Origin of the sequence: Paraburkholderia sediminicola (genome assembly GCF_902859805.1) — a bacterium.
Classification (GTDB): domain Bacteria; phylum Pseudomonadota; class Gammaproteobacteria; order Burkholderiales; family Burkholderiaceae; genus Paraburkholderia; species Paraburkholderia sediminicola.
Map to the genome: position 1 here is coordinate 221,163 of NZ_CADIKC010000010.1, position 20,514 is coordinate 241,676.

Here is a 20,514-nt window from a genome sequence, read left to right on the forward strand (position 1 = left end):
GCCCCTTCATTCGCATGGACATAGCCGGCTCGTTACTGCTCGCGATCGCATTGATGCTGATTATCGAAGGGATGTTTCCCTTCGTTTTTCCGAGCGCCTGGCGCGACACGTTCCGTAAAATAGCGGAACGGCCCCCGCATCAGATTCGCGTCGGCGGGCTGGTCGTGATGGTGCTCGGGTTGATCCTGCTGTTTATCGTGACCTGAAGGCGCTGCTGCCACGCGCCGTTAAGTTGTTGGCGCCCCATGTGCGGCATTAGTGGCGCGGCAACAGCGAGCTTTCAGCGCGGCGCAGGCCAGGAAGCTGGCCGAAGGACCACGAAGGTTACGAACGGCCGCGAAGGCCCGCCCGATACCCGCGACAGCCGCCAGAATAGAGCCGTCGCCCGCCATTCACACACATTTACCGGCGCACCCAGCCGCCGTGTTCAACGTCGTAGGACTGTATCGATGTCGACCTGGTTACTTCCCGAGAATATCGCCGACGTGCTGCCGTCGGAAGCACGCAAGATCGAAGAGTTGCGGCGCCATTTGCTGGACCGTTTCCGCTCGTACGGCTATGAGATGGTCATGCCGCCGCTGCTCGAGTACATCGAGTCGCTGCTGACCGGCGGTGGACACGATCTGAATCTGCGCACGTTCAAGCTCGTCGATCAGATGTCCGGGCGCACGCTCGGTTTGCGCGCCGACATTACGCCGCAGGTCGCGCGTATCGACGCGCACCTGCTGAATCGTCAGGGCGTGACGCGCCTTTGCTATGCCGGCAATGTGGCGCATACGCGTCCGCGCGGCCTGCACGCCACGCGTGAGCAAATCCAGATCGGCGCGGAAATCTACGGTCACGCCGGTCTTGAAGCGGATCTGGAAATCCAGCAGTTGATGCTCGACGCGCTGCATCTGGCCGGCCTCGCGAAAGTGCGGCTCGATCTGTGTCATGCAGGCGTGCTTGCCGCGTTGATCGAAGGGGAGCCTGCTGCTGCCGAGCTCGGCCAGTCACTCTACGACGCGCTGGCCGGCAAGGATGTGCCGCGCCTCGTCGAGCTGACCGCCAATCTCACGCCGGTCACGCGCGATGCGTTGCGCTCGCTGCCGACGCTCTACGGTGACGCGTCGGTACTCGACGAAGCCCGTGCACGCTTGCCGAACGCACCGGCTATCGCCCGCGCGCTCGACGATCTCGCATTCCTCGCGAGCCAGGTGAACGGCGCCGAAGTGATGATCGACCTGGCCGATTTGCGCGGCTACGCGTACCACAGCGGCGTGATGTTCTCGGCCTATGTGGACGGCGTGCCGAACGCGGTTGCGCGCGGCGGCCGTTATGACCACGTCGGCCAGGCCTACGGCCGCGCACGCGCGGCAACCGGCTTCTCGCTCGATCTGCGTGAGGTTGCTCGCATTTCGCCCGTTGAAGCCCGTAGCAGCGCGATTCTCGCGCCGTGGCAGCACGACGAAGCGTTGCGCGCCAGCGTCGCCGCGCTACGTAACGCTGGCGAAGTCGTGATCCAGGCGTTGCCCGGTCATGAACACGATCTCGACGAATTCGCGTGTGACCGCGTGTTGGTCGAGCGCAACGGCGCGTGGGTCGTCGAACCCCGTTCCTGAGCGCGAATCGATGGACCGCCTGAGGGGTATCCCAAGGGCATTTCAGAAGGCGTCCAAAGCGTCGCCGGACCCGGCGCGGCCCCTCGCCGCGCTATTTTCCCTATACCCACCATAACGTGCATACCGTTGAGCGGAAACGGAAAAATTCGGAAGGTTCCGCGAACATAGGTAGAATACGTTTTTAACCAGCTTACGAAACAACATGTCTGCCAGCGCAGTGAATGTGAACCCCGGGCGCAACGTCGTCGTCGTGGGGACCCAGTGGGGTGATGAAGGCAAGGGCAAGATCGTCGACTGGCTGACGGACCACGCTCAAGGCGTCGTTCGCTTCCAGGGCGGTCACAATGCCGGTCACACGCTTATCATCGGCGGCAAGAAAACCATCTTGCGTCTGATTCCGTCGGGCATCATGCATCCCGGCGTCGCGTGCTACATCGGCAATGGCGTCGTGTTGTCGCCGGAAGCGCTGTTCAAGGAAATTGGCGAGCTCGAAGCCGCCGGGGTCGATGTTCAGAATCGCCTCTTCATTTCCGAAGCCACCACCCTGATCCTGCCGTATCACATTGCTATCGACCAGGGCCGCGAAGCGCGCCGTGGCGCGAGCAAGATCGGCACCACCGGCCGCGGCATCGGCCCGGCCTACGAAGACAAGGTGGCGCGCCGCGGTTTGCGCGTGCAAGACCTGTTCGAGCCGGAAAGCTTCGCCGAACGTCTGCGTGAAAATCTCGATTATCACAACTTCGTGCTGACGCAATACCTGGGCGTCGCAGCAGTCGACTTCCAGCAAACGCTCGACACGATGCTGAGCTATGCCGACCGTCTGAAGCCGATGGTGACCGACGTGTCGCGCCGTCTGTACGACGAAAACGCCGCCGGCAACAACCTGCTGTTCGAAGGCGCGCAAGGCACGCTGCTCGACATCGACCACGGCACCTATCCGTACGTCACGTCGAGCAACTGCGTGGCCGGTGCGGCTACCGCGGGCGCAGGCGTCGGTCCGCAAAAGCTGAACTACATTCTCGGCATCACCAAGGCGTATTGCACGCGTGTCGGTTCGGGCCCGTTCCCGAGCGAACTGTATGACGCGGATAACGCCGCGCGTCAGGAACCGATTGGCCTGGAACTCGCCAAGGTAGGCAAGGAATTCGGCTCCGTTACCGGCCGTCCGCGCCGCACCGGCTGGCTCGACGTCGCCGCGCTGCGCCGCTCGATCCAGATCAACGGCGTGTCGGGCCTGTGCATGACCAAGCTCGACGTGCTCGACGGCCTCGACGAAGTGAAGCTGTGCGTTGGCTACACGGTCGACGGCAAGAATGTCGATCTGCTGCCGCGTGGCGCATCGGAAGTCGCGCGCTGCGTACCGGTGTACGAAACCTTCGCGGGCTGGAAGGAAAGCACCGTCGGCATCACGGAATGGGACAAGCTGCCGGCCACCGCGCGTGCGTACCTCACGCGTGTGCAGGAAGTCGCGGGCATTCCGATCGACATGGTGTCGACCGGTCCGGATCGCGACGAAACGATTCTGCTTCGTCATCCGTTCAAGGTTTAAGCCATGGTGCAAGGTGTACCCATGATTGCGATGAAAGATCCGCGCAACGACGACAAGAACCTGTGGGTCGGCTGGGACGAATATCACCGGCTGATCGAACTGCTGGCGTTGCAGGTGCATGAATCGGGCTGGAAGTTCGACAAGATTCTGTGTCTTGCGCGCGGCGGTTTGCGCGTCGGCGATCAGCTCTCGCGTATTTACGATCTGCCGCTGGCGATTCTCGCCACCAGTTCGTATCGTGAGGCGGCTGGCACGGAGCAGGGCGAGCTCGACATCGCGCAATACATCACGATGACGCGCGGCGAGTTGCACGGCAACGTGCTGCTGGTCGACGATCTGGTCGATTCGGGTGTGACGTTGGCACGCGTGCAGGCGCATCTGAAAGAACGCTATCCGGCGATCACCGCGGTGCGCTCGGCTGTGCTCTGGTACAAGGGCTGCTCGAAAGTGAAGCCTGACTATCATGTGCAGTATCTGCCTACCAATCCGTGGATTCACCAGCCGTTCGAGGAATGGGACACGGTTCGTCCGCATAACCTCGGCGCGTGGATCAAACGCGGTATGCAGCAGGACCAGGAGTCGTCGGGCACGTGATGCGCGCTACGACGTCGTGTGTATCGCGTCGTATCCCGTGCAGTGCCTGCAAGACGGAGCCCGATTGGGCTCCGTTTTTTTATGTGCATTATGTGTCCGCCGTATGTCCCGCAAAGGGTGCCTCGCAAAACGCGCATGCCGCGCCGACGAAACGCCTGACGCAGCAGACGCGCCTAAATCGCAGTGCTACACTGCGCGGACCATCCACGTGGTGTATCCACAACAAGCCGGGCGGCGCTAGGCGGGCAGTTTAGAATAGCGGTCGTTTTTTCCGCTCAGGGAACGGATTTCCTCGCGTCTATGACAGATAACAATCACGTGCACAAACAGCCTCTGCCTTCCCTCGCGATTGCTGCGATCGGAGTGGTGTTCGGCGATATCGGCACGAGCCCGCTGTACTCGCTGAAAGAAGCTTTCAGCCCGTCACATGGCATTCCGCTGACTGATCAATCAATTCTGGGTGTGATCTCGCTGCTGTTCTGGGCGATCGTGATCGTGGTCGGCATCAAGTACGTCCTGTTCGTGATGCGCGCCGACAACAACGGCGAAGGCGGCGTCCTCGCGCTGATGGCGCTGGCGCTGCGCTCTCTTGACCAGAAGTCGAAAATGGCCGGCCTGTTGATGATGCTCGGCATTTTCGGCGCCTGCATGTTCTATGGCGACGCGGTGATTACGCCCGCCATTTCAGTGATCTCGGCGGTCGAAGGTCTTGAGATCGCGGCGCCCAATCTGTCTCATCTGGTGCTGCCGCTCACGATGGTGATCCTCGTGCTGCTGTTCTGGATTCAGCGGCACGGAACGGCCACCGTCGGGCGCCTGTTCGGCCCGATCATGGTGCTGTGGTTCGTGGTGCTCGCCGCGCTCGGCCTGTGGCACATCCTGCAGTCGCCGAACGTGATCCGCGCACTGAACCCGTACTACGCCTACACCTTTATGGCGGCGCACGTGTTGCAGGCTTACGTGGTGCTCGGCTCGGTCGTGCTGGTGCTGACGGGCGCCGAAGCGCTATACGCCGACATGGGCCACTTCGGTGCGAAGCCGATCCGCATGGCCTGGTACTTCCTCGTGATGCCTTCGCTTGTGCTGAACTATTTCGGTCAGGGCGCGCTGCTGATGCACGACCCGAAGGCGATCGAAAACCCGTTCTTCCTGCTCGCACCGGACTGGGCGCTGCTGCCGCTCGTGGTGCTGTCCACGGTTGCGACCGTGATCGCGTCGCAGGCGGTGATTTCCGGCGCGTATTCGTTGACGAGCCAGGCGATCCAGCTCGGCTACGTGCCGCGTATGAAAATCCTGCACACGTCGGAACTGGCGATCGGCCAGATCTATGTGCCGGTGGTGAACTGGATGCTGCTGTTCATCATTCTGTGCATCGTGATTGCGTTCAAGAGCTCGGACAATCTCGCCGCCGCGTACGGTATTGCGGTGACGGCCACCATGGTCATCACCACGGTTCTGGCCTGTGTCGTCATGGTGAACGTGTGGAACTGGAACAAGTTCCTCGTGGCGTTGATCATCGGCGTGTTCATGGCGGTCGACTTAGGCTTTTTCGGCGCCAATCTGCTCAAGGTCGCGGAAGGTGGCTGGCTGCCGCTCGGCATCGGCGCGCTCCTGTTCTTCCTGCTGATGACCTGGTTCAAGGGCAGGATGATCGTCAAGGAGCGTACGGCGGCTGACGGCATTCCGCTTATGCCGTTCCTGCAGGGTCTGCTCGCCCATCCTCCGCATCGTGTGTCGGGTACCGCGATCTATCTGACGGGCAGCGATTCCCTCGTGCCGGTGAGCTTGCTGCACAACCTGAAGCACAACAAGGTGCTTCACGAGCGCACGATTTTCCTGACTTTCATGACGCTGGATATCCCGTATGTGAATGATGCGGAGCGCGTGACGGTGAAGGATCTGAACGGCGGCTTGTTCCTCGTCAAGGCAGCGTACGGTTTCAACGAAACGCCCGACGTGAAGGCTGTGTTGCTCGAAGTCGGCCGCACGCACGACATGACCTTCGAGTTGATGGACACGTCGTTCTTCCTCGCCCGTGAAACGGTCGTGCCGACGCAGTTGCCTGGCATGTCGGTGTGGCGCGAACGTGTGTTCGCATGGATGCATCAGAACGCCGCGAAGCCGACCGACTTCTTTAGCATTCCCGCCAACCGGGTGGTGGAGTTGGGGACGAAGATCGAGATCTGACGCGCCTTGCATGTGAAGGCGCGGTAAGCGACAAGAGATAAAAAAAGCCCACGCAATTGCGTGGGCTTTTTTTCTGCCCAGTCATCGTGGATGCCAGTGCGTGAGCGAATCACGCACTGACGAACCCACTTACTTCTGCTTGAGCTTGGCGAATGCCGCGGCCATTGCGCCGCCTGCTTCCGGCTCACGCGAGCGCTGTTGCTGCGCGCCGCGGCCAGCGCCACCTGAGCGGCTCGAACCGCCACGATCCTGCTGGGCGCCGCCACCGCTGCGCGGTGCGGCTGCTGCGCCAAACTCGTCGTCCAGACGCATGGTCAGCGCGATACGCTGGCGCTTCACGTCGACTTCCAGCACCTTCACCTTGACGATCTGACCGGCCTTGACCACTTCGTGCGGGTCCTTGATGAACTTCGTCGACATGGCCGACACGTGCACGAGACCGTCCTGATGCACGCCGATGTCGACGAACGCCCCGAAGGCTGCCACGTTCGTCACGACGCCTTCGAGCACCATGCCCGGCGTCAGGTCGCTGACCTTCTCGACGCCTTCACGGAAGGTCGCGGTTTTGAACTCGGGGCGCGGGTCGCGGCCCGGCTTTTCGAGTTCCAGCAGAATGTCGCGCACGGTCGGCAGACCGAAACGTTCGTCGACGAATTCTGCCGGCGAGAGGCCGCGCAGCGCGTCGCGATTGCCGAGCACTTCGCCGACATGCTTGCTGATCTTCGCGAGCATGCGTTCCACGACCGGATAGGCTTCCGGGTGAACCGACGAACGGTCGAGCGGGTTCTCGCCGTTGTTGATGCGCAGGAAACCAGCGGCCTGTTCGAAGGTCTTGTCGCCTAGGCGCGGCACCTTGCGCAGATGTTCGCGCGACGGGAACGGGCCGTTAGCATCGCGATAGTCGACGATGTTGCGAGCCAGCGTCGCGTTCAAACCCGACACGCGCGCGAGCAATGCGACCGACGCCGTATTGGCGTCCACGCCGACCGCGTTCACGCAATCCTCGACCACTGCGTCGAGCGAGCGGGCCAGTTCGCGTTGATTCACGTCATGCTGGTATTGGCCGACGCCGATTGCCTTCGGTTCGATCTTCACCAGTTCCGCGAGCGGATCCTGCAGACGGCGCGCAATCGACACCGCGCCGCGCAGCGACACGTCCATGTCCGGGAACTCCTTCGCCGCGAGTTCGGAGGCCGAGTACACCGACGCGCCGGCTTCGGAGACAACGATCTTCTGCAGCTTGAATTCCGGATGACGCGCGATCAGTTCGCTCGCGAGCTTGTCCGTTTCCCGCGAGGCCGTGCCGTTGCCGATACTGATCAGCTCAGCCTGCGTTTGCGCGCAGATACGCGCCAGTTTCGCAATCGAGCCGTCCCAGTCGCGACGCGGCTCGTGGGGATAGATCACGTCGGTGGCGAGCACCTTGCCGGTCCGATCGACCACAGCGACTTTCACGCCGGTGCGCATGCCCGGATCGAGGCCGATCACGGCCTTCGGTCCGGCGGGCGCGGCGAGCAGCAGGTCCTTCAGGTTGCGCGCGAACACGCGAATCGCTTCATGTTCGGCTTCGTCGCGCAGATTGGTCAGCAATTCGTTTTCGATATGCGGTTGCACCTTCACGCGCCAGCACCAGCGGCACACGTCGGCGAGCCACTTGTCGCCCGGGCGGTTCTGATTGGCGATGCCGAAGTGACGGGCGATCAACGCTTCGCCCGGATGCGGCACCTGCGCGTCGAGTTCTTCGCCGAGGCCCAGCTTGACCATCAGCACGCCCGCATTGCGGCCGCGGAACAGGGCCAGCGCGCGATGCGACGGCACGGTGCGGATGGTTTCCGCGTAATCGTAGTAATCGCGGAATTTTTCTTCTTCCGCGTTTTCCTTGCCCTCGACCACTTTCGACGACACCACGCCCTGGTTGAACAGGTAATCGCGCAGCTTGCCGAGCAGATCCGCGGTTTCGCCGAACTGTTCGGACAAGATGTCGCGCGCGCCGTCGAGCGCGGCCTTGATGTCGGCGACGCCTTTCTCGGCGTCCACGTAGGCGGCGGCTTCGGTTTGCGGGTCGAGCAGGGGATTAGCCAGCAGCGCATCGGCGAGCGGCTGCAGACCGGCTTCGCGGGCGATCTGCGCGCGCGTGCGGCGCTTCGGTTTATAGGGGAGATACAGGTCTTCCAGCACCTGCTTGCTGTCGGCGCCTTCGATCGCGGCGCGCAGCTCGTCGGTGAGCTTGCCCTGTTCGTCGATGCTCGCGATGATCGTGGCGCGCCGGTCTTCCAGCTCGCGCAGGTACAGCAGGCGCTCCTCGAGATTACGCAGTTGCGTGTCGTCGAGATTGTCGGTCACTTCCTTCCGGTAGCGGGCGATGAACGGAACAGTCGCTCCTTCGTCGAGAAGTTGCACCGCGGCCGCGACCTGGCGCGGCTGGACGGACAGTTCGGCGGCGATGCGCTGTACGATCTTGAGTGCTACGGTTTCCGTCATAAGGTCTTGGTGTTCCTGCTGCTCAATCAAAGGTCGCGCGGTAGCGGCACATGCCTGGTACATGCCAGACGCGCGCCGGGCCCACGTCGGGCACGCCGGTGCACGCTGGGCGTGCGCGCTGCGACCAGGTTGCTGGAGCGGGGCATTTTGCCATAAATGCAAAAGGGCTCAACCGCAGGGTGATAGAATTTCGGGCATGTTCCGTTGACCAATTACGACGTTGCCAACCTCCTTGTCCCTCAACCGTCTGGACTCCCGCTTGGTCTCTCGCTTGTCACAATTACCGCTTTTTCTGACGCCGCGTCTGTCGCCTTTGTCGCGCTCGCCGCTTATATCGCTCACGTCGGCGTTGCGGTCCCTGTTCAGGTCAGCGCTTCCGTCCAATGGGATGTTGTTCGCTTCGTGCGCGTCGTGCGTCATGGCAGCTTCGCTGGCTGTGTCCGCGCCGGCCGTAGCGCAATCCGCAGCGCCGCTCGTGGCCGCCAGCAGTCTGGCGCCGGCAGCCGCTTCGGGCGCGCGGGCGGCGAGTGCGGCGGGCACAACGAGCACCTTGAACGCCACGGGCGCGGACAACGCCGACAACGCGGCATCGTCAGACAGCGCATTCGACGCGCGGCAGAAAGTCCTTGATCAGCGCACGGAGGAAAACAACTACCGTTACGCGGTCGCCGAGCACGATTGCTACAGTAAGTTCTTTGTCAACCACTGTCTGAACAAGGCGCGCGACAGCATGCGCCTCGTGCAGGCTGACATTCGCAAGGAACAGCTCGCGCTCGACGGCGAGCAGCGTGTCCAGCGCGCCCGCCAGCGTGACGAGCAGGCAGCGCTCAAACGCGCCCAGGACGAAGCCAGCGCGCCGCAGCGTGCCGCTGACGACGCGCGTAACGCCCAGGCCTACGAAGACAAGCAGCGCCAACACCAGCTCGACCAGGCGCAGCGCGCGGCCGAGGCGCCCCAGCGCGACGCCAACGCGCAAGCCTATCAGCAGAAGCTGCAACAGCATGCGCTGGATCAGGCGCAGCGCGGCATCAGTCCGTCGCAAGCCGCAGCCAACAGCCAGGCATACGACCAGAAGCAGGGCGACTTCCAGCGCAAGCTCGACGAAGCGCGTCAGCAGGGCGCGCAAAAGGCGCAGGAACGTGTCGAGAAGCAGCAGACCTTCGAGAAGAAGCAGGCCGATGCGGCGCAGCACAAAGCCGACGTCGAGGCTCGTCAGAAGCAGGCGGCCGAGAAAGCCGAGCAGAAACGTCAGGACCAGTTGAAAGAGCAACAGCAGCTTGAAGAACAGCAAAAGCAGCAGCAGGAGCAACAGTAGGTTTGCTGTGGCGGGTTCTGGTAGGGTAGTAGCCAGGCAGCAGTCGTCGTAACGCGTTTTAAGCCGGACAGCAACCTCAGGCATCGGGCTGCATACGCCGCCCGTGCCGCTTACGAGAGGAGGCGAGCATGCGCGATCAACATCACGTCATCACCGCGGACACATTGCGCGACCGTATTCTGCAACTGGAATCGGAGCATAGTGGGCTCGATCGCTTGATCGACCGAATGTCGGAAGAGCCCGGCATCGACGACTTCGAGTTGCAGCGCCTGAAAAAGCGCAAACTCAAAGTCAAGGACACCATCATCTTGCTGCAATTGCAGCTCGAACCGGACGCACGCGCCTGAGTTCGCGCCCTGGCAGGTGCCGGGTCGCGCCGCGCGCGCCGGACTTTGCAGGAAACGCTTGCCTTGAATTCACCGCTTGAAACTTCACCACGCGCCACGGCGGGCGAGGACGCTCCGGCGGCCGGCGCACCGGCCGGCAGCACGCCAACGCCGCGTCCTCCCGCGTCTGCGCTCTCCGCGTCGTTGAATCCACGCCGCGTCGCCGAGCTGGACGATATCTTCGCTGACAACGGCCTGCTCGCCCGTCAGATCGACGGCTATCGTTCACGCGCGTCGCAGATCGAGATGTCGCGCGCCGTCGCGGCGGCCATGGAAGCGTCGGGCCGCGCGATGCCCGAGCCCGCGATGTTCGAGGCGCAAAAGCGTCCGGCGCGGCGTCTGCAGTCGCCAGGCGCGGAGGCGGAAACTGTTGCCCCTGAAAACGACGAATCGAGCGGTCTCGACGGCAGCGAAAACACGCTGATCGTGGAAGCGGGCACCGGCACCGGCAAAACCTATGCGTATCTCGTGCCGGCCATGTTGTGGGGCGGCAAGGTGATCGTCTCCACCGGCACCAAGCATTTGCAGGATCAGCTCTTTCAGCGCGATATTCCGACCGTGCGCGATGCGCTCGCTGTGCCGGTATCGGTGGCGATGCTCAAGGGACGTGCGAACTACCTGTGCCATTACTACCTGCAGCGCACAGCGGATAACGGCCGTCTGCCGTCGCGCCAGGAAACCTCGTATCTGCAGGACATCATTCGCTTCGCCAAGATCACACGCACCGGCGACAAGGCCGAACTCGCGAGCGTGCCGGAAACGGCGGCAGTGTGGCCGATGGTCACGTCCACGCGTGAGAACTGTCTTGGCCAGGAATGCCCGCATTACAAGGAATGCTTCGTGATGCAGGCGCGCCGGGAGGCGCAGCAGGCCGACATCGTGGTGGTGAATCACCATCTGTTTTTCGCCGACATCATGTTGCGCGATACCGGCATGGCCGAATTGCTGCCCACGGCAAACACCATCATCTTCGACGAAGCGCATCAACTGCCGGAAACCGCGACGCTGTTTTTCGGCGAGACGCTTTCCACCACGCAATTTCTCGAACTCGCGCGCGATTCCGTGGCGGAGGGTCTGGGTCATGCGCGTGAATCGGTCGACTGGGTGAAGCTCGGCTCGACGCTCGAGCGCGCGGCGCGTGACGTGCGGCTCGCTTTCAAGGAAGACACAGTGCGCTTGTCGATCGGTCAGTTGCCCGACGATCATCCGCTATTTCCTGCGCTCGAAACGCTTGAGACCGAACTCGATGCACTGACGTCCGCATTGGCCGGTCAGGCCGAACGGGCCGAATCGATCGGGGCGTGTCTGCGCCGCGCACGCGAGCTGCAAGGCGTGCTCGCGGGCTGGACCACGCCGCCCACCGAGACCGAGCGCGCAGCCGCTGACGCCACAGCGGACGATGCCAAGGCCGAACGTACCGATCCGAACGAAAAGGTGCGCTGGATCGAAGTGTTCGCGCATACGGTGCAGTTGCACGAAACGCCGCTGTCGGTTGCGCCGATCTTCGCGAAGCAGCGCGCCGGTGTGCCGCGCGCATGGATCTTCACCTCGGCGACATTGTCGGTGCGCGGCGACTTCACGCACTACGCGGCACAGATGGGCCTGAACGCAAAGCGCTCGATGACGCTGCCAAGCCCCTTCGACTATCCGACGCAAGGGCTTCTGTACGTGCCGCGTAATTTGCCGCAGCCTTCGTCGCCGATGTTCACCGACGCCGTGTTCGACGCGGCATTGCCCGCGATCGAAGCATCGGGCGGCGGCGTATTCATGTTGTGCACAACGTTGCGCGCGGTGGATCGCATCTCGGCCAAATTGCGCGACACCATTGAGGCACGCGGCTGGGACTATCCATTGCTCGTGCAGGGTGACGCGAGCCGCACTGAGTTGCTCGATCGCTTCCGCGCTTACGGCAATGCGATTCTCGTGGGCAGCCAGAGCTTCTGGGAAGGCGTGGACGTGCGGGGCGATGCGCTCTCGCTGGTCGTGATCGACAAGCTGCCGTTTGCGCCGCCTGATGACCCGGTGCTCTCGGCGCGTCTCGATGCGCTAACGAAGAAGGGACTGAGCCCGTTTGCCGTCCATCAGTTGCCGCAGGCTGTGATTACCCTGAAGCAGGGCGCAGGCCGTCTGATTCGCGCTGAGACCGATCGCGGCGTGCTGATGATCTGTGATACCCGTCTCGTCGACAAACCGTATGGGCGCCGTATATGGCAGAGCCTGCCGCCATTCAAACGCACCCGTGAGATCGAAGTCGTGCGTGAATTCTTCGAAGAAAACGCAAGGCCGGCTGAATAGCAGATGATTAAGCGAATGCCGTTGTAAAAAACGGCGCTTAAATGACAAAACGCCACGGATTTGAATCCGTGGCGTTTTGCTTTACTGCGCCAGGAAATCGAGGTGATTTCCTGGCGCAGTTTTCGCCCAGAGGCGAACCCTATGCGACAGCTTACTGGCTTGCGCCCGAAGCCGGAGCAGCAGCCGAAGCAGCAGCGCCTGCGTCCGAAGCAGCGGTCGTAGCCGAAGCAGCAGCGTCGCTCGCAGCAGCAGCCGCACCCGAAGCAGCAGCAGCCGAATCCGAAGCAGCAGCAGCCGGTGCCGAAGCGGCAGCAGCGTCGCTAGCAGCCGGTGCAGCGGCTTGATCGTTGCTCTTGTTGCATGCAGCCAGTGCCACAGCTGCCAACAGGGATGCTACGAGGAGGGATTTCTTCATGATCACGTCCTTTTATGGTTAAAGGTAAGCAACAGCGCAAAATAATACCGGTAATGTGCTCCAACATCGACCTGGGCCGTTGGTGGAGACGCTCTTTTGACGAGCTAGAATCTTCCCTACGGCTTGGGCGGAAATTATATGCACTTTCGTACTGACAATCCATAAATCCGGGGTCAATACGTTGTCTTTCTCATACAAAATTTCACAGTACGGTATAACAGGCGGGCAGAGTTACGCAAGCTCGCCCACTTGTATCCAGCCCGCACAATACCACTCGTGAAGCAGTGCTGTCACCGACGAATCGTCTGAGAGTGTTACAAAGCGTTTCGCACTCAAACACCGGTGGTCAGCGAGGTCAATCAACCACTTTTTGGCCCCATTAAACGGCGTTTCCTCTCCATTTAGGAAGAAAAAACGGCGGTTGTACAACAAATTAGTCTTGCGGTCCAGTCGAATGCCAGACTTGGATGCCTGACTGATGAAACGCGCTTCATTGAGGGGTCGTTGCGGCGGATCAAACACGACACTCGGCTTCGGTTCGCTGAGGTACGTGCCAAGGAACGACGCAATGTCCTGCTCACTCCACTTAACGCCAGCAAGGATCGAACCAACCCGTTCGATCAAGGCGGCGGGCAGCTCTGCCGGACGGTCGACGGCGGCTTGCTGCGGGTCGCGATAAAGCGCATCGGGCCGCGCGGCCGCGTCGCCGCGTTCGGCCAGATGATAGAGGAATTGCGCGGTCAACTCGCCCGCGGACGGGGCGCGAAAACCGATCGAGCAGGTCATGCATTCGCCTTCGGCGACACCGTCGTGCGCGATATGCGGCGGCAGGTACAGCATGTCACCCGGCTCGAGCAGCCATTCCTCTTCCGCCTCGAAATGCTGTAAAACTTTCAACGGCAAACCCGGTTGGAGTGTCAGATCTTTCTGCGCACTGATTCGCCACCGGCGCTTGCCTTTTACTTGCAAAAGAAACACATCGTAGGAATCGAAGTGGGGGCCGACGCCGCCGCCATCGCTCGCAAACGAAATCATCAGATCGTCCAGACGCGCGTCCGGCACGAAGCGAAAACGGTCGAGCAAGGCGCGCGCGCGATCGTCGTAAAGGTCCACGCCTTGAACGAGCAAGGTCCAGGCGCGCTGCTTGAGCGACGGCAGTTCATCCGGCGCGAACGGGCCGTGCTCCAGCTGCCATTTGTTGCGAAAGTGCGTGATCAGACGTGCTTCGACTTCGTCCTGATCGGCCAGCTCGAAAAACTCCTCGCGCGACAGCGGCGCCTCTACGTTCGGGATCGCCTGGCGGATCAGCAGCGGCTTCTTCTGCCAGTACCGGCGCATGAATTGCGACGGTGTCAGGTTGCCGAGCAAGGGTGTGGGCGTGTCGGGCGAGGGCGGGAGAATAGGGCGAGCCGGCTTTGAAGCCGGTGAAGAATTCCGTGCCGAAGCTGCATCGGCCGGGTGGTCAGTGGGCCGCTTGGGCATCGTATAATGTGAGTTGTATTCTGGAGAATCGAATGAAAATCGCAAAGAACACCGTCGTGTCGGTCGCTTACAAGCTGTCGGATGCGCAGGGCAATCTGATTGAAGAAAGCGACGAGCCGATGGTCTATCTGCACGGCGGCTATGATGGCACGTTCCCCAAGATCGAGGAAGAGCTCGACGGCCACGAGGCCGGCTTCGAGACTCAGATCCAGCTCGAGCCGCAAGACGCGTTCGGCGAGTACGACCCCGATCTCGTGAAGATCGAGCCGCGCGATCGTTTCCCGGAACCGCTCGAAGTCGGCATGCAATTCGAAGGCACGCCGGAAGAAGGCGATGAGGATCTCGATTCGCTCGTCTACGTGGTGACCGACGTGGCGGAAGACAAAGTCGTGCTCGACGGCAACCATCCGCTCGCCGGCATGGCGCTGCGTTTCGCGCTGACCGTGAAAGACGTGCGTCCGGCTACGGAAGACGAAATCCAGCACGAACATGCGCATGGCGCCGACGGCCTTGAAGTCCTCGATGACGATGACGACGAAGCCGAAGACGACAAGTCAGGGCCCACGTTGCACTGAGCTTGCGGGCGTGCCGGGCGCGCCTGCAGGCGCACTCGGCGTGTGCGGCAAAACGCTCGAGGCGGGCGGGCCGGACATGGCGGGCCCATACTCGCCGTTGCCGTCGTCCGTCGATCTGTGTTGCTGTTGATCGGGTTGTTGCTGCCCGGGTGTCTGCAACAACGGCGGCAACTCGGAAGCGGGGCCTAAGGCCGGCACGGCCGGCATCGAAGCGGCCGGCTCTTCGCGCTGCGGCGCCGGCGCCGCTGTCGGCATTGGCATTTGCTTCGGCACGTCGCGCACACTCACGCGGAACGGCGGTTTCTTGCCGAGATCCGCTTCAATCTGAATCCACTGGTTAAGACGATCATGCGGCGCAAGCGCGACACGCGTGAGGTTCGTCACCAGCATCCCCTTGTCATTGCGTAGCGGCTGATCGATCACGAAGCCGGCGCTCGCGCGTTCGTCGTCGCAATGAATCACCAGCACCGGTCCGCGAAAAATCTGCGCGAGTTTGACGAGGCTGCGTTTGAATTCCAGAAAGCCGTCGCGGCGCGTGTTCCGCGCAAAGCGCAGCCACGCGAAACGGTCGGGCCGTTCGTAGCGCTCCGGATCGGGGTCGCCCTGAATGAACACGACAATTGCACGTGCATCGCGGCGTTTCGCGTATTCGCCTGCATGTTCGAGCCAGAACGCATTGGCGATCACGCGATCTTCGAACTCGCCATTGCGGCCGCCCGCGGTCAGATAGTGATTGTTCGGGCTCGGCGCGTTCAAACCGACAAACACGGTATCGCCGACTTGCCAGCGCACGTTCTCCCGGAACGGACGAAAGCGCGACACTTCACTCTCGCGCGTCAAGGCGATCGGGTTCTGACCCATCGACGTGGAGTCGGTGAAGAGGGTCTGGCGCAGTTGATCGAGTCGCTCAACCGGGTCGAAGCCGCCGGCCTCAGCCGTGCCGCAATCGGCCCAGTCGTGCTGGCCCGGAATGAAGAAGAGGGCAGGCCGCGACGTTTCGAGCAGCGCGTGGCGGCGTTCGTATAGCGCGTCGCGGCAGGCTTCTTTCGCGCCCTTCAGATTGCCGTCGTAGACGACGAACGATACGTCGCGGTCGCGGCCGATTGCGTCGATCAGACGTTGCGTGGGCGCTTCGTCGGCGGGGCTTTGCATCGTGCTGGCAACGACCGCGAACGCGAAGCGCGGCGCTTCGGCATGCGCGAGCGGGGCACTCACCACGAGCACCACAAACGAGGCTAGCGACGCAAGCGACACCAGTCCACCCGTGAGCGTGAGGGCGTTGTTCAGCGCCGGGCAAATTTTGCACGGGCGCTGCGAGGGCCTGTGTGCGTCAATGATCTGCATCCGGCGCGGCGGCCAGCTCGTGCAGTTCGTATAGCAGATCGAGCGCTTCGCGCGGCCGCAGATCGTTCGGATCGATTGCGCGCAGACGCTCGACGAGCGCCTGCATGGCCGGCGAAACCGCTGCTGCTTGTTTGTCACCGGGTTCGTCGTCGGCGTCTTCGAGCAGCATGGGCATGGGCGCGGCGAACAGATCGAGTTGCGGTGCGGGTTGCGCCGCCGATTGCTGTTCAAGATGCGCAAGATGCTTGCGGGCCGCGCGAATCACTGCGTTCGGCACACCGGCCAGTTGCGCGACCTGCAAACCATAGCTCTGATTCGCCGGCCCTTCGCTGACCGCATGCAGGAACACGATGCCGTGCCCATGCTCGACTGCCGACAGGTGCACATTGGCCGCGTGCGGAAACTCGGCGGGCAGCTGGGTCAATTCGAAGTAGTGGGTGGCGAACAGCGTGTGACAGCCGTTGTGCGAGAGCAGGTGCCGCGCGATGGCCCACGCCAGCGCGAGGCCGTCGAACGTCGACGTGCCGCGCCCGATCTCGTCCATCAGCACGAGACTTTGCGGGGTTGCGTCGTTCAGGATCGCCGCGGCTTCGGTCATCTCCACCATGAAGGTCGAGCGGCCGCCAGCCAGATCGTCCGCTGCGCCGATTCGCGTGAAGATGCGATCAATCGGACCGAATGCCGCGCGTCGTGCGGGCACATAGCTGCCGACGTAGGCCAGCAATGCGATCAGCGCGGTTTGCCGCATGAAGGTCGATTTACCGCCCATGTTCGGGCCGGTGATCAGCAGCAGCTTGCGCTCGGGTGTGAGCGTGCAGTCGTTAGCGATGAACTGCTCGACCTGCGCCTCGACGACCGGATGCCGGCCCTGCTCGATTTCGATGCCGGTATCCGGCGAAAACGTCGGCGCGACCCAATCGAGTGCGCGAGCGCGTTCGGCGAAGGCCGCGAGCAGATCGAGTTCGGCGAGCGCCGCGGCGACCCGCTGGCAGTCCGGGATAAAAGGCAGCAGTGCTTGCAGCAATGCGTCGTAAAGCGAGCGTTCGCGGGCCAGTGCGCGTTCCTGCGCGGACAGCGCCTTGTCTTCGAACGTCTTCAGCTCCGGCGTGATGTAACGCTCGGCGTTTTTCAGCGTCTGACGGCGGCGGTAATCGTCCGGCACCTTGTCAGTCTGGCCACGCGTGACTTCGATATAGAAGCCATGCACCTTGTTGTACTCGACTCGCAGGTTGCCGATACCGGTGCGCGCCCGTTCGCGTGTTTCGAGGTCGATCAGGAACTGCCCGCAGTTCTCCGAAATATCGCGCAACTCGTCGAGTTCCGCATCGTAGCCCCGTGCGATTACGCCGCCGTCGCGCACCATCGCGGCGGGCTCCTGCGCGATGGCGCGCTTGAGCAGTTCGACGCAGGCTTGCGGCGGTTCGAGCGACGCATCGATACGCGCCAGCGAATCCGCATTCGACGAAACGGCCGCGAGTTGCGTGCGCAACTCGGGCAAGGCGATGAACGTATCGCGTAGGCTAGACAGATCGCGGGGCCGAGCCGACAGCAGCGCGAGACGTCCGGTAATCCGCTCGATGTCGGAGACTTGCCGCAACGCGCCGCGCAGCGTGTCGACGCCCGCGCCCATCGGCGCGTCGAGCAATGCGCCGATGGCCTGCTGACGTGCTTGCGCCACAGCGGCTTCGCGCGGCGGATGGTGCAGCCAGTGACGCAACAGACGGCTGCCCATGGTCGTGCAGCAGGTGTCGAGCAGCGAACACAGCGTGGGCGATTCGGTGCCGCGCAGCGTTTCGGTAAGTTCAAGATTGCGGCGCGTGGCGGGGTCGAGCCCGATATATTCGGACTCGTATTCGACCTTCAGGCTGCGCACGTGACGCAATTGCTGGCCTTGCGTGGCCGCCGCATACAGCAGCAGCGCGCCGGCCGCGCCGCATGCCGCCGTTAGCGAGTGCGCACCGAAGCCGTCGAGGCCGGCCACTTCCAGTTGATCGCACAAACGTTGCGTGCCCGAGGCAATATCGAAGTGCCACACCGGCACGCGGGTGAGGGCGCCGGCGTTGACCGGCGGCGTCCAGCTCGCGGAGTCGGCGGGCGCATCGGCCACCAGAATTTCCGCGGGACGAATCCGTTCGAGCGCGGCGGCCACCTGGTCGGGCGCCACTTCGGCGAGACGCAACGCGCCGCTCGCCAGATTCAACCACGCGAGCCCGACACTCGTTGCGACGCCGCGGCGGTTATGCGCGACGCACAGCGCCATCAGGTAGACGTCGCTCTTATCGGACAGCAGGGCCGCGTCCGTCAACGTGCCCGGCGTGACCACGCGCATCACTTTGCGCTCGACAGGTCCTTTCGACGTAGCCGGGTCGCCGATCTGTTCGCAAATCGCGACGGATTCGCCGAGCTTTACCAGCTTGGCCAGATACTGTTCGACCGCGTGATGCGGCACGCCCGCCATTTTGATCGGATTGCCCGCTGACGCGCCGCGCTGCGTCAGTGTTAAATCGAGCAGACGCGCGGCCTTTTCCGCGTCTTCGAAAAAGAGCTCGTAGAAGTCGCCCATCCGGTAGAACACCAGCGTGCCCGGATGATCCGCCTTGATGCGCAGATACTGCTGCATCATCGGCGTGTGTTGTGCGACGTCATTGGCCGCTGCGGTTTGAATGCCCATCCGTGGTGTCTTTTGCGTTAGCTGTTCAGGGCGTGAGTTTAACCCGCCAGCGGGGCGAGCGGACCCTGGCCGGACGGCCAGGCGTTACGCAATTTATCTGTAGCAAGACAGATTCTCGCGCCAGCCGGGCGATTCTCGCCATGCCATCATTCTTCAACGAGCGCGCGCATATCCACCGTGCGCTCGTTCACGGCGCTGCGCCGCTTTGCGAGCCACATCATGAACGTGATGAAACTGCCGAATACGACAATGATCCATTGCGCCGGCATCTTCGCGGTGAGCAGTATCGCGTAGGCCCCGAGCATCAGCAGCACGGCCAGATTCTGGTTGAAATTTTGCACCGCGATCGAATGCCCTGCGGAGAGCAAGGTCGCGCCACGATGCTGGAGGATCGCGTTCATCGGCACGATAAAAAAGCCGGACAGCGCGCCGAGCAGGATCATCAGCGGATAGGCGAGCAGGATATAGATCGGCAGCACGTACGAGCCGATACGGATGCCGGCGCCCGCCGGAAACAGGTCCCGGTTGTAGAACGCCACGGCGATCGCGACCGCGCCGGTGAGAATGCCGATCGGCAGCACGCGCAGCGAGTTGCGCAATGGAATCAACGCCGCCGCGGCAGCCGCGCCGACGGCGATGCCAAGCCCTGTCACGCCTTGCATCACGGCCGCCTTCGAGAGCGACAGGCCAAGGTTCACGTTGGCCCATTTGAGCACCAGCAATTGCAGCGTGACCGCGCCGCCCCACATCAGCGTCGTGACCCACAGCGCGATTTGCGCGAGCTTGTCGGCCCACAACACGTTGAAGCAATGATAGAAGTCGCCGACCAGTTTCTTCGGCTCGTTCAAACGGTTCGGATAACGCGCGCCGGTATCGGGAATGAAGATGTTGATCGCCGCCGCGATGGCATACGTAACCATCACCGCGAACATCGCGAGATCGGCGGAAGAGCGGATCAGCGGCAGATGCGCATGCGCGACGAACCGGTCGGCGAGCGTGCTGATCAGCGCACCGCCGACCATCGTGCCGACAATGGTCGACAGGACGGTGGCCGATTCGAGCCACGCGTTCGCCTTGACGAGTTTTTCTGCGGGCAGGAGTTCGGTGAGAATGCCGTACTTGGCCGGCGAATACGCGGCCGCGCCAAAGCCGACCACGCCATACGCAATCATCGGATGGACGCCGGCGATCATCATCAGGCAACCGCTCGCCTTGAGCGCGTTGGAGATAAACATCACGTGGCGCTTTTGCATCGCGTCGGCGAACGCGCCGACGAAGGGGGCGAGCAACACGTAGGAGACGGTGAAGAAAATCTGCAGCAGCGGCGTGACCCAGGCGGCCGAACGGATCACCGATAGCAGGGCGATGGCGGCGATCAGCAGGGCATTGTCCGCGAGCGACGAAACGAACTGCGCCGCGATGATTGTGTAGAAGCCTTTTTTCATGAAGCGGATCGGAAGCTGCGCGCAAATCTGACGCGAAGCAGGGCGCTGCAAGAAGCGCGCAAAACGCAACCGGCGATCGAACGTGCCGGCGCGGCATCCCGCTTTGTAGCACGAACGCCTGCCGGATGCAGGCGAGCCAACGAAAAAGCGGCCGAAGCCGCTTTGCGTATTACC

General features: G+C 62.6%; 15 protein-coding genes. 9 read left to right on the forward strand and 6 right to left on the reverse strand.

The genetic code is table 11. The features are described from left to right. The first annotated feature begins 14 nt into the window (after positions 1-14). From R8871_RS29955 to R8871_RS29975, 5 genes are all read left to right on the forward strand, one after another. On the forward strand, positions 15-206 hold the full coding sequence (locus R8871_RS29955; RefSeq protein WP_054041860.1) for a DUF2065 domain-containing protein: 192 nt from the start codon (positions 15-17) through the stop codon (positions 204-206). 243 nt (positions 207-449) lie between these two features. Continuing rightward, positions 450-1,601: an ATP phosphoribosyltransferase regulatory subunit gene (locus tag R8871_RS29960; RefSeq protein ID WP_175053698.1), complete on the forward strand. Its 1,152-nt coding sequence runs from the start codon at positions 450-452 to the stop codon at positions 1,599-1,601. 202 nt (positions 1,602-1,803) lie between these two features. Beyond that, positions 1,804-3,150 (forward strand): adenylosuccinate synthase, encoded by a 1,347-nt coding sequence (locus R8871_RS29965; RefSeq protein WP_175053699.1) that lies wholly within the window; start codon positions 1,804-1,806, stop codon positions 3,148-3,150. A 3-nt stretch (positions 3,151-3,153) separates the two neighbouring features. Next, positions 3,154-3,744: a phosphoribosyltransferase gene (locus R8871_RS29970; RefSeq protein ID WP_175053700.1), complete on the forward strand. Its 591-nt coding sequence runs from the start codon at positions 3,154-3,156 to the stop codon at positions 3,742-3,744. Positions 3,745-4,044: 300 nt separating this feature from the next. Next, on the forward strand, positions 4,045-5,931 hold the full coding sequence (locus R8871_RS29975) for a potassium transporter Kup (RefSeq protein WP_175053701.1): 1,887 nt from the start codon (positions 4,045-4,047) through the stop codon (positions 5,929-5,931). A gap of 129 nt (positions 5,932-6,060) precedes the next feature. Here R8871_RS29975 and R8871_RS29980 read toward each other — a convergent pair whose 3' ends face one another. Next, positions 6,061-8,412, reverse strand: coding sequence for a Tex family protein (locus R8871_RS29980; protein WP_175053702.1), 2,352 nt, complete (start codon positions 8,410-8,412; stop codon positions 6,061-6,063). 388 nt (positions 8,413-8,800) lie between these two features. Between R8871_RS29980 and R8871_RS29985 the strand changes: the two genes are divergently transcribed. The 3 genes from R8871_RS29985 (at position 8,801) to R8871_RS29995 (ending at position 12,408) form a co-directional block, all read left to right on the forward strand. Next, a complete protein-coding gene (locus R8871_RS29985) occupies positions 8,801-9,727 on the forward strand; it encodes a hypothetical protein (RefSeq protein WP_175053703.1) in 927 nt (308 codons plus the stop codon). 128 nt (positions 9,728-9,855) lie between these two features. Further along, positions 9,856-10,074, forward strand: a complete 219-nt coding sequence (locus tag R8871_RS29990) for a DUF465 domain-containing protein (RefSeq protein ID WP_093633515.1) — start codon at positions 9,856-9,858, stop codon at positions 10,072-10,074. A 63-nt stretch (positions 10,075-10,137) separates the two neighbouring features. Next, positions 10,138-12,408, forward strand: a complete 2,271-nt coding sequence (locus R8871_RS29995) for an ATP-dependent DNA helicase (RefSeq protein WP_175053704.1) — start codon at positions 10,138-10,140, stop codon at positions 12,406-12,408. A gap of 151 nt (positions 12,409-12,559) precedes the next feature. Here R8871_RS29995 and R8871_RS30000 read toward each other — a convergent pair whose 3' ends face one another. Then, positions 12,560-12,823 carry a hypothetical protein gene (locus tag R8871_RS30000; RefSeq protein WP_175053705.1) on the reverse strand — a complete coding sequence of 88 codons (264 nt, stop codon included), beginning with the start codon at positions 12,821-12,823 and terminating at the stop codon, positions 12,560-12,562. A gap of 231 nt (positions 12,824-13,054) precedes the next feature. Then, positions 13,055-14,305, reverse strand: coding sequence for a cupin domain-containing protein (locus tag R8871_RS30005; protein ID WP_175053740.1), 1,251 nt, complete (start codon positions 14,303-14,305; stop codon positions 13,055-13,057). A gap of 32 nt (positions 14,306-14,337) precedes the next feature. On the opposite strand from R8871_RS30005, the gene R8871_RS30010 reads away from it, so the two are divergent. Further along, the gene (locus tag R8871_RS30010) at positions 14,338-14,880 is read left to right on the forward strand and encodes an FKBP-type peptidyl-prolyl cis-trans isomerase (RefSeq protein WP_093633511.1); all 543 of its coding nucleotides are present in this window, start codon (positions 14,338-14,340) and stop codon (positions 14,878-14,880) included. Here the strand turns inward: R8871_RS30010 and R8871_RS30015 are convergent. The 3 genes from R8871_RS30015 to lplT form a co-directional block, all read right to left on the reverse strand. Then, positions 14,860-16,224: a hypothetical protein gene (locus tag R8871_RS30015; protein WP_175053706.1), complete on the reverse strand. Its 1,365-nt coding sequence runs from the start codon at positions 16,222-16,224 to the stop codon at positions 14,860-14,862. The genes R8871_RS30010 and R8871_RS30015 overlap by 21 nt on opposite strands. Continuing rightward, a complete protein-coding gene (mutS, locus tag R8871_RS30020; RefSeq protein WP_175053707.1) occupies positions 16,211-18,895 on the reverse strand; it encodes a DNA mismatch repair protein MutS in 2,685 nt (894 codons plus the stop codon). The genes R8871_RS30015 and mutS overlap by 14 nt, the downstream gene beginning before the upstream one ends. A 146-nt stretch (positions 18,896-19,041) precedes the next feature. Beyond that, positions 19,042-20,340: a lysophospholipid transporter LplT gene (lplT, locus tag R8871_RS30025; protein ID WP_175053708.1), complete on the reverse strand. Its 1,299-nt coding sequence runs from the start codon at positions 20,338-20,340 to the stop codon at positions 19,042-19,044. Positions 20,341-20,514 lie beyond the last annotated feature (174 nt).

What these genes read in the sequence shown, in the direction of transcription:
- R8871_RS30010 (WP_093633511.1), top strand. Translation starts at nt 14,338, where the DNA reads ATGAAAATCGCAAAGAACACCGTCGTGTCGGTCGCTTACAAGCTGTCG.
- R8871_RS29955 (WP_054041860.1), top strand. Translation starts at nt 15, where the DNA reads ATGGACATAGCCGGCTCGTTACTGCTCGCGATCGCATTGATGCTGATT.
- R8871_RS29980 (WP_175053702.1), bottom strand. Translation starts at nt 8,412, where the DNA reads ATGACGGAAACCGTAGCACTCAAGATCGTACAGCGCATCGCCGCCGAA.
- R8871_RS29975 (WP_175053701.1), top strand. Translation starts at nt 4,045, where the DNA reads ATGACAGATAACAATCACGTGCACAAACAGCCTCTGCCTTCCCTCGCG.
- R8871_RS29990 (WP_093633515.1), top strand. Translation starts at nt 9,856, where the DNA reads ATGCGCGATCAACATCACGTCATCACCGCGGACACATTGCGCGACCGT.
- lplT (WP_175053708.1), bottom strand. Translation starts at nt 20,340, where the DNA reads ATGAAAAAAGGCTTCTACACAATCATCGCGGCGCAGTTCGTTTCGTCG.
- R8871_RS29985 (WP_175053703.1), top strand. Translation starts at nt 8,801, where the DNA reads ATGTTGTTCGCTTCGTGCGCGTCGTGCGTCATGGCAGCTTCGCTGGCT.
- mutS (WP_175053707.1), bottom strand. Translation starts at nt 18,895, where the DNA reads ATGGGCATTCAAACCGCAGCGGCCAATGACGTCGCACAACACACGCCG.
- R8871_RS30015 (WP_175053706.1), bottom strand. Translation starts at nt 16,224, where the DNA reads ATGCAGATCATTGACGCACACAGGCCCTCGCAGCGCCCGTGCAAAATT.
- R8871_RS29965 (WP_175053699.1), top strand. Translation starts at nt 1,804, where the DNA reads ATGTCTGCCAGCGCAGTGAATGTGAACCCCGGGCGCAACGTCGTCGTC.
- R8871_RS29970 (WP_175053700.1), top strand. Translation starts at nt 3,154, where the DNA reads ATGGTGCAAGGTGTACCCATGATTGCGATGAAAGATCCGCGCAACGAC.
- R8871_RS30000 (WP_175053705.1), bottom strand. Translation starts at nt 12,823, where the DNA reads ATGAAGAAATCCCTCCTCGTAGCATCCCTGTTGGCAGCTGTGGCACTG.
- R8871_RS29960 (WP_175053698.1), top strand. Translation starts at nt 450, where the DNA reads ATGTCGACCTGGTTACTTCCCGAGAATATCGCCGACGTGCTGCCGTCG.
- R8871_RS30005 (WP_175053740.1), bottom strand. Translation starts at nt 14,305, where the DNA reads ATGCCCAAGCGGCCCACTGACCACCCGGCCGATGCAGCTTCGGCACGG.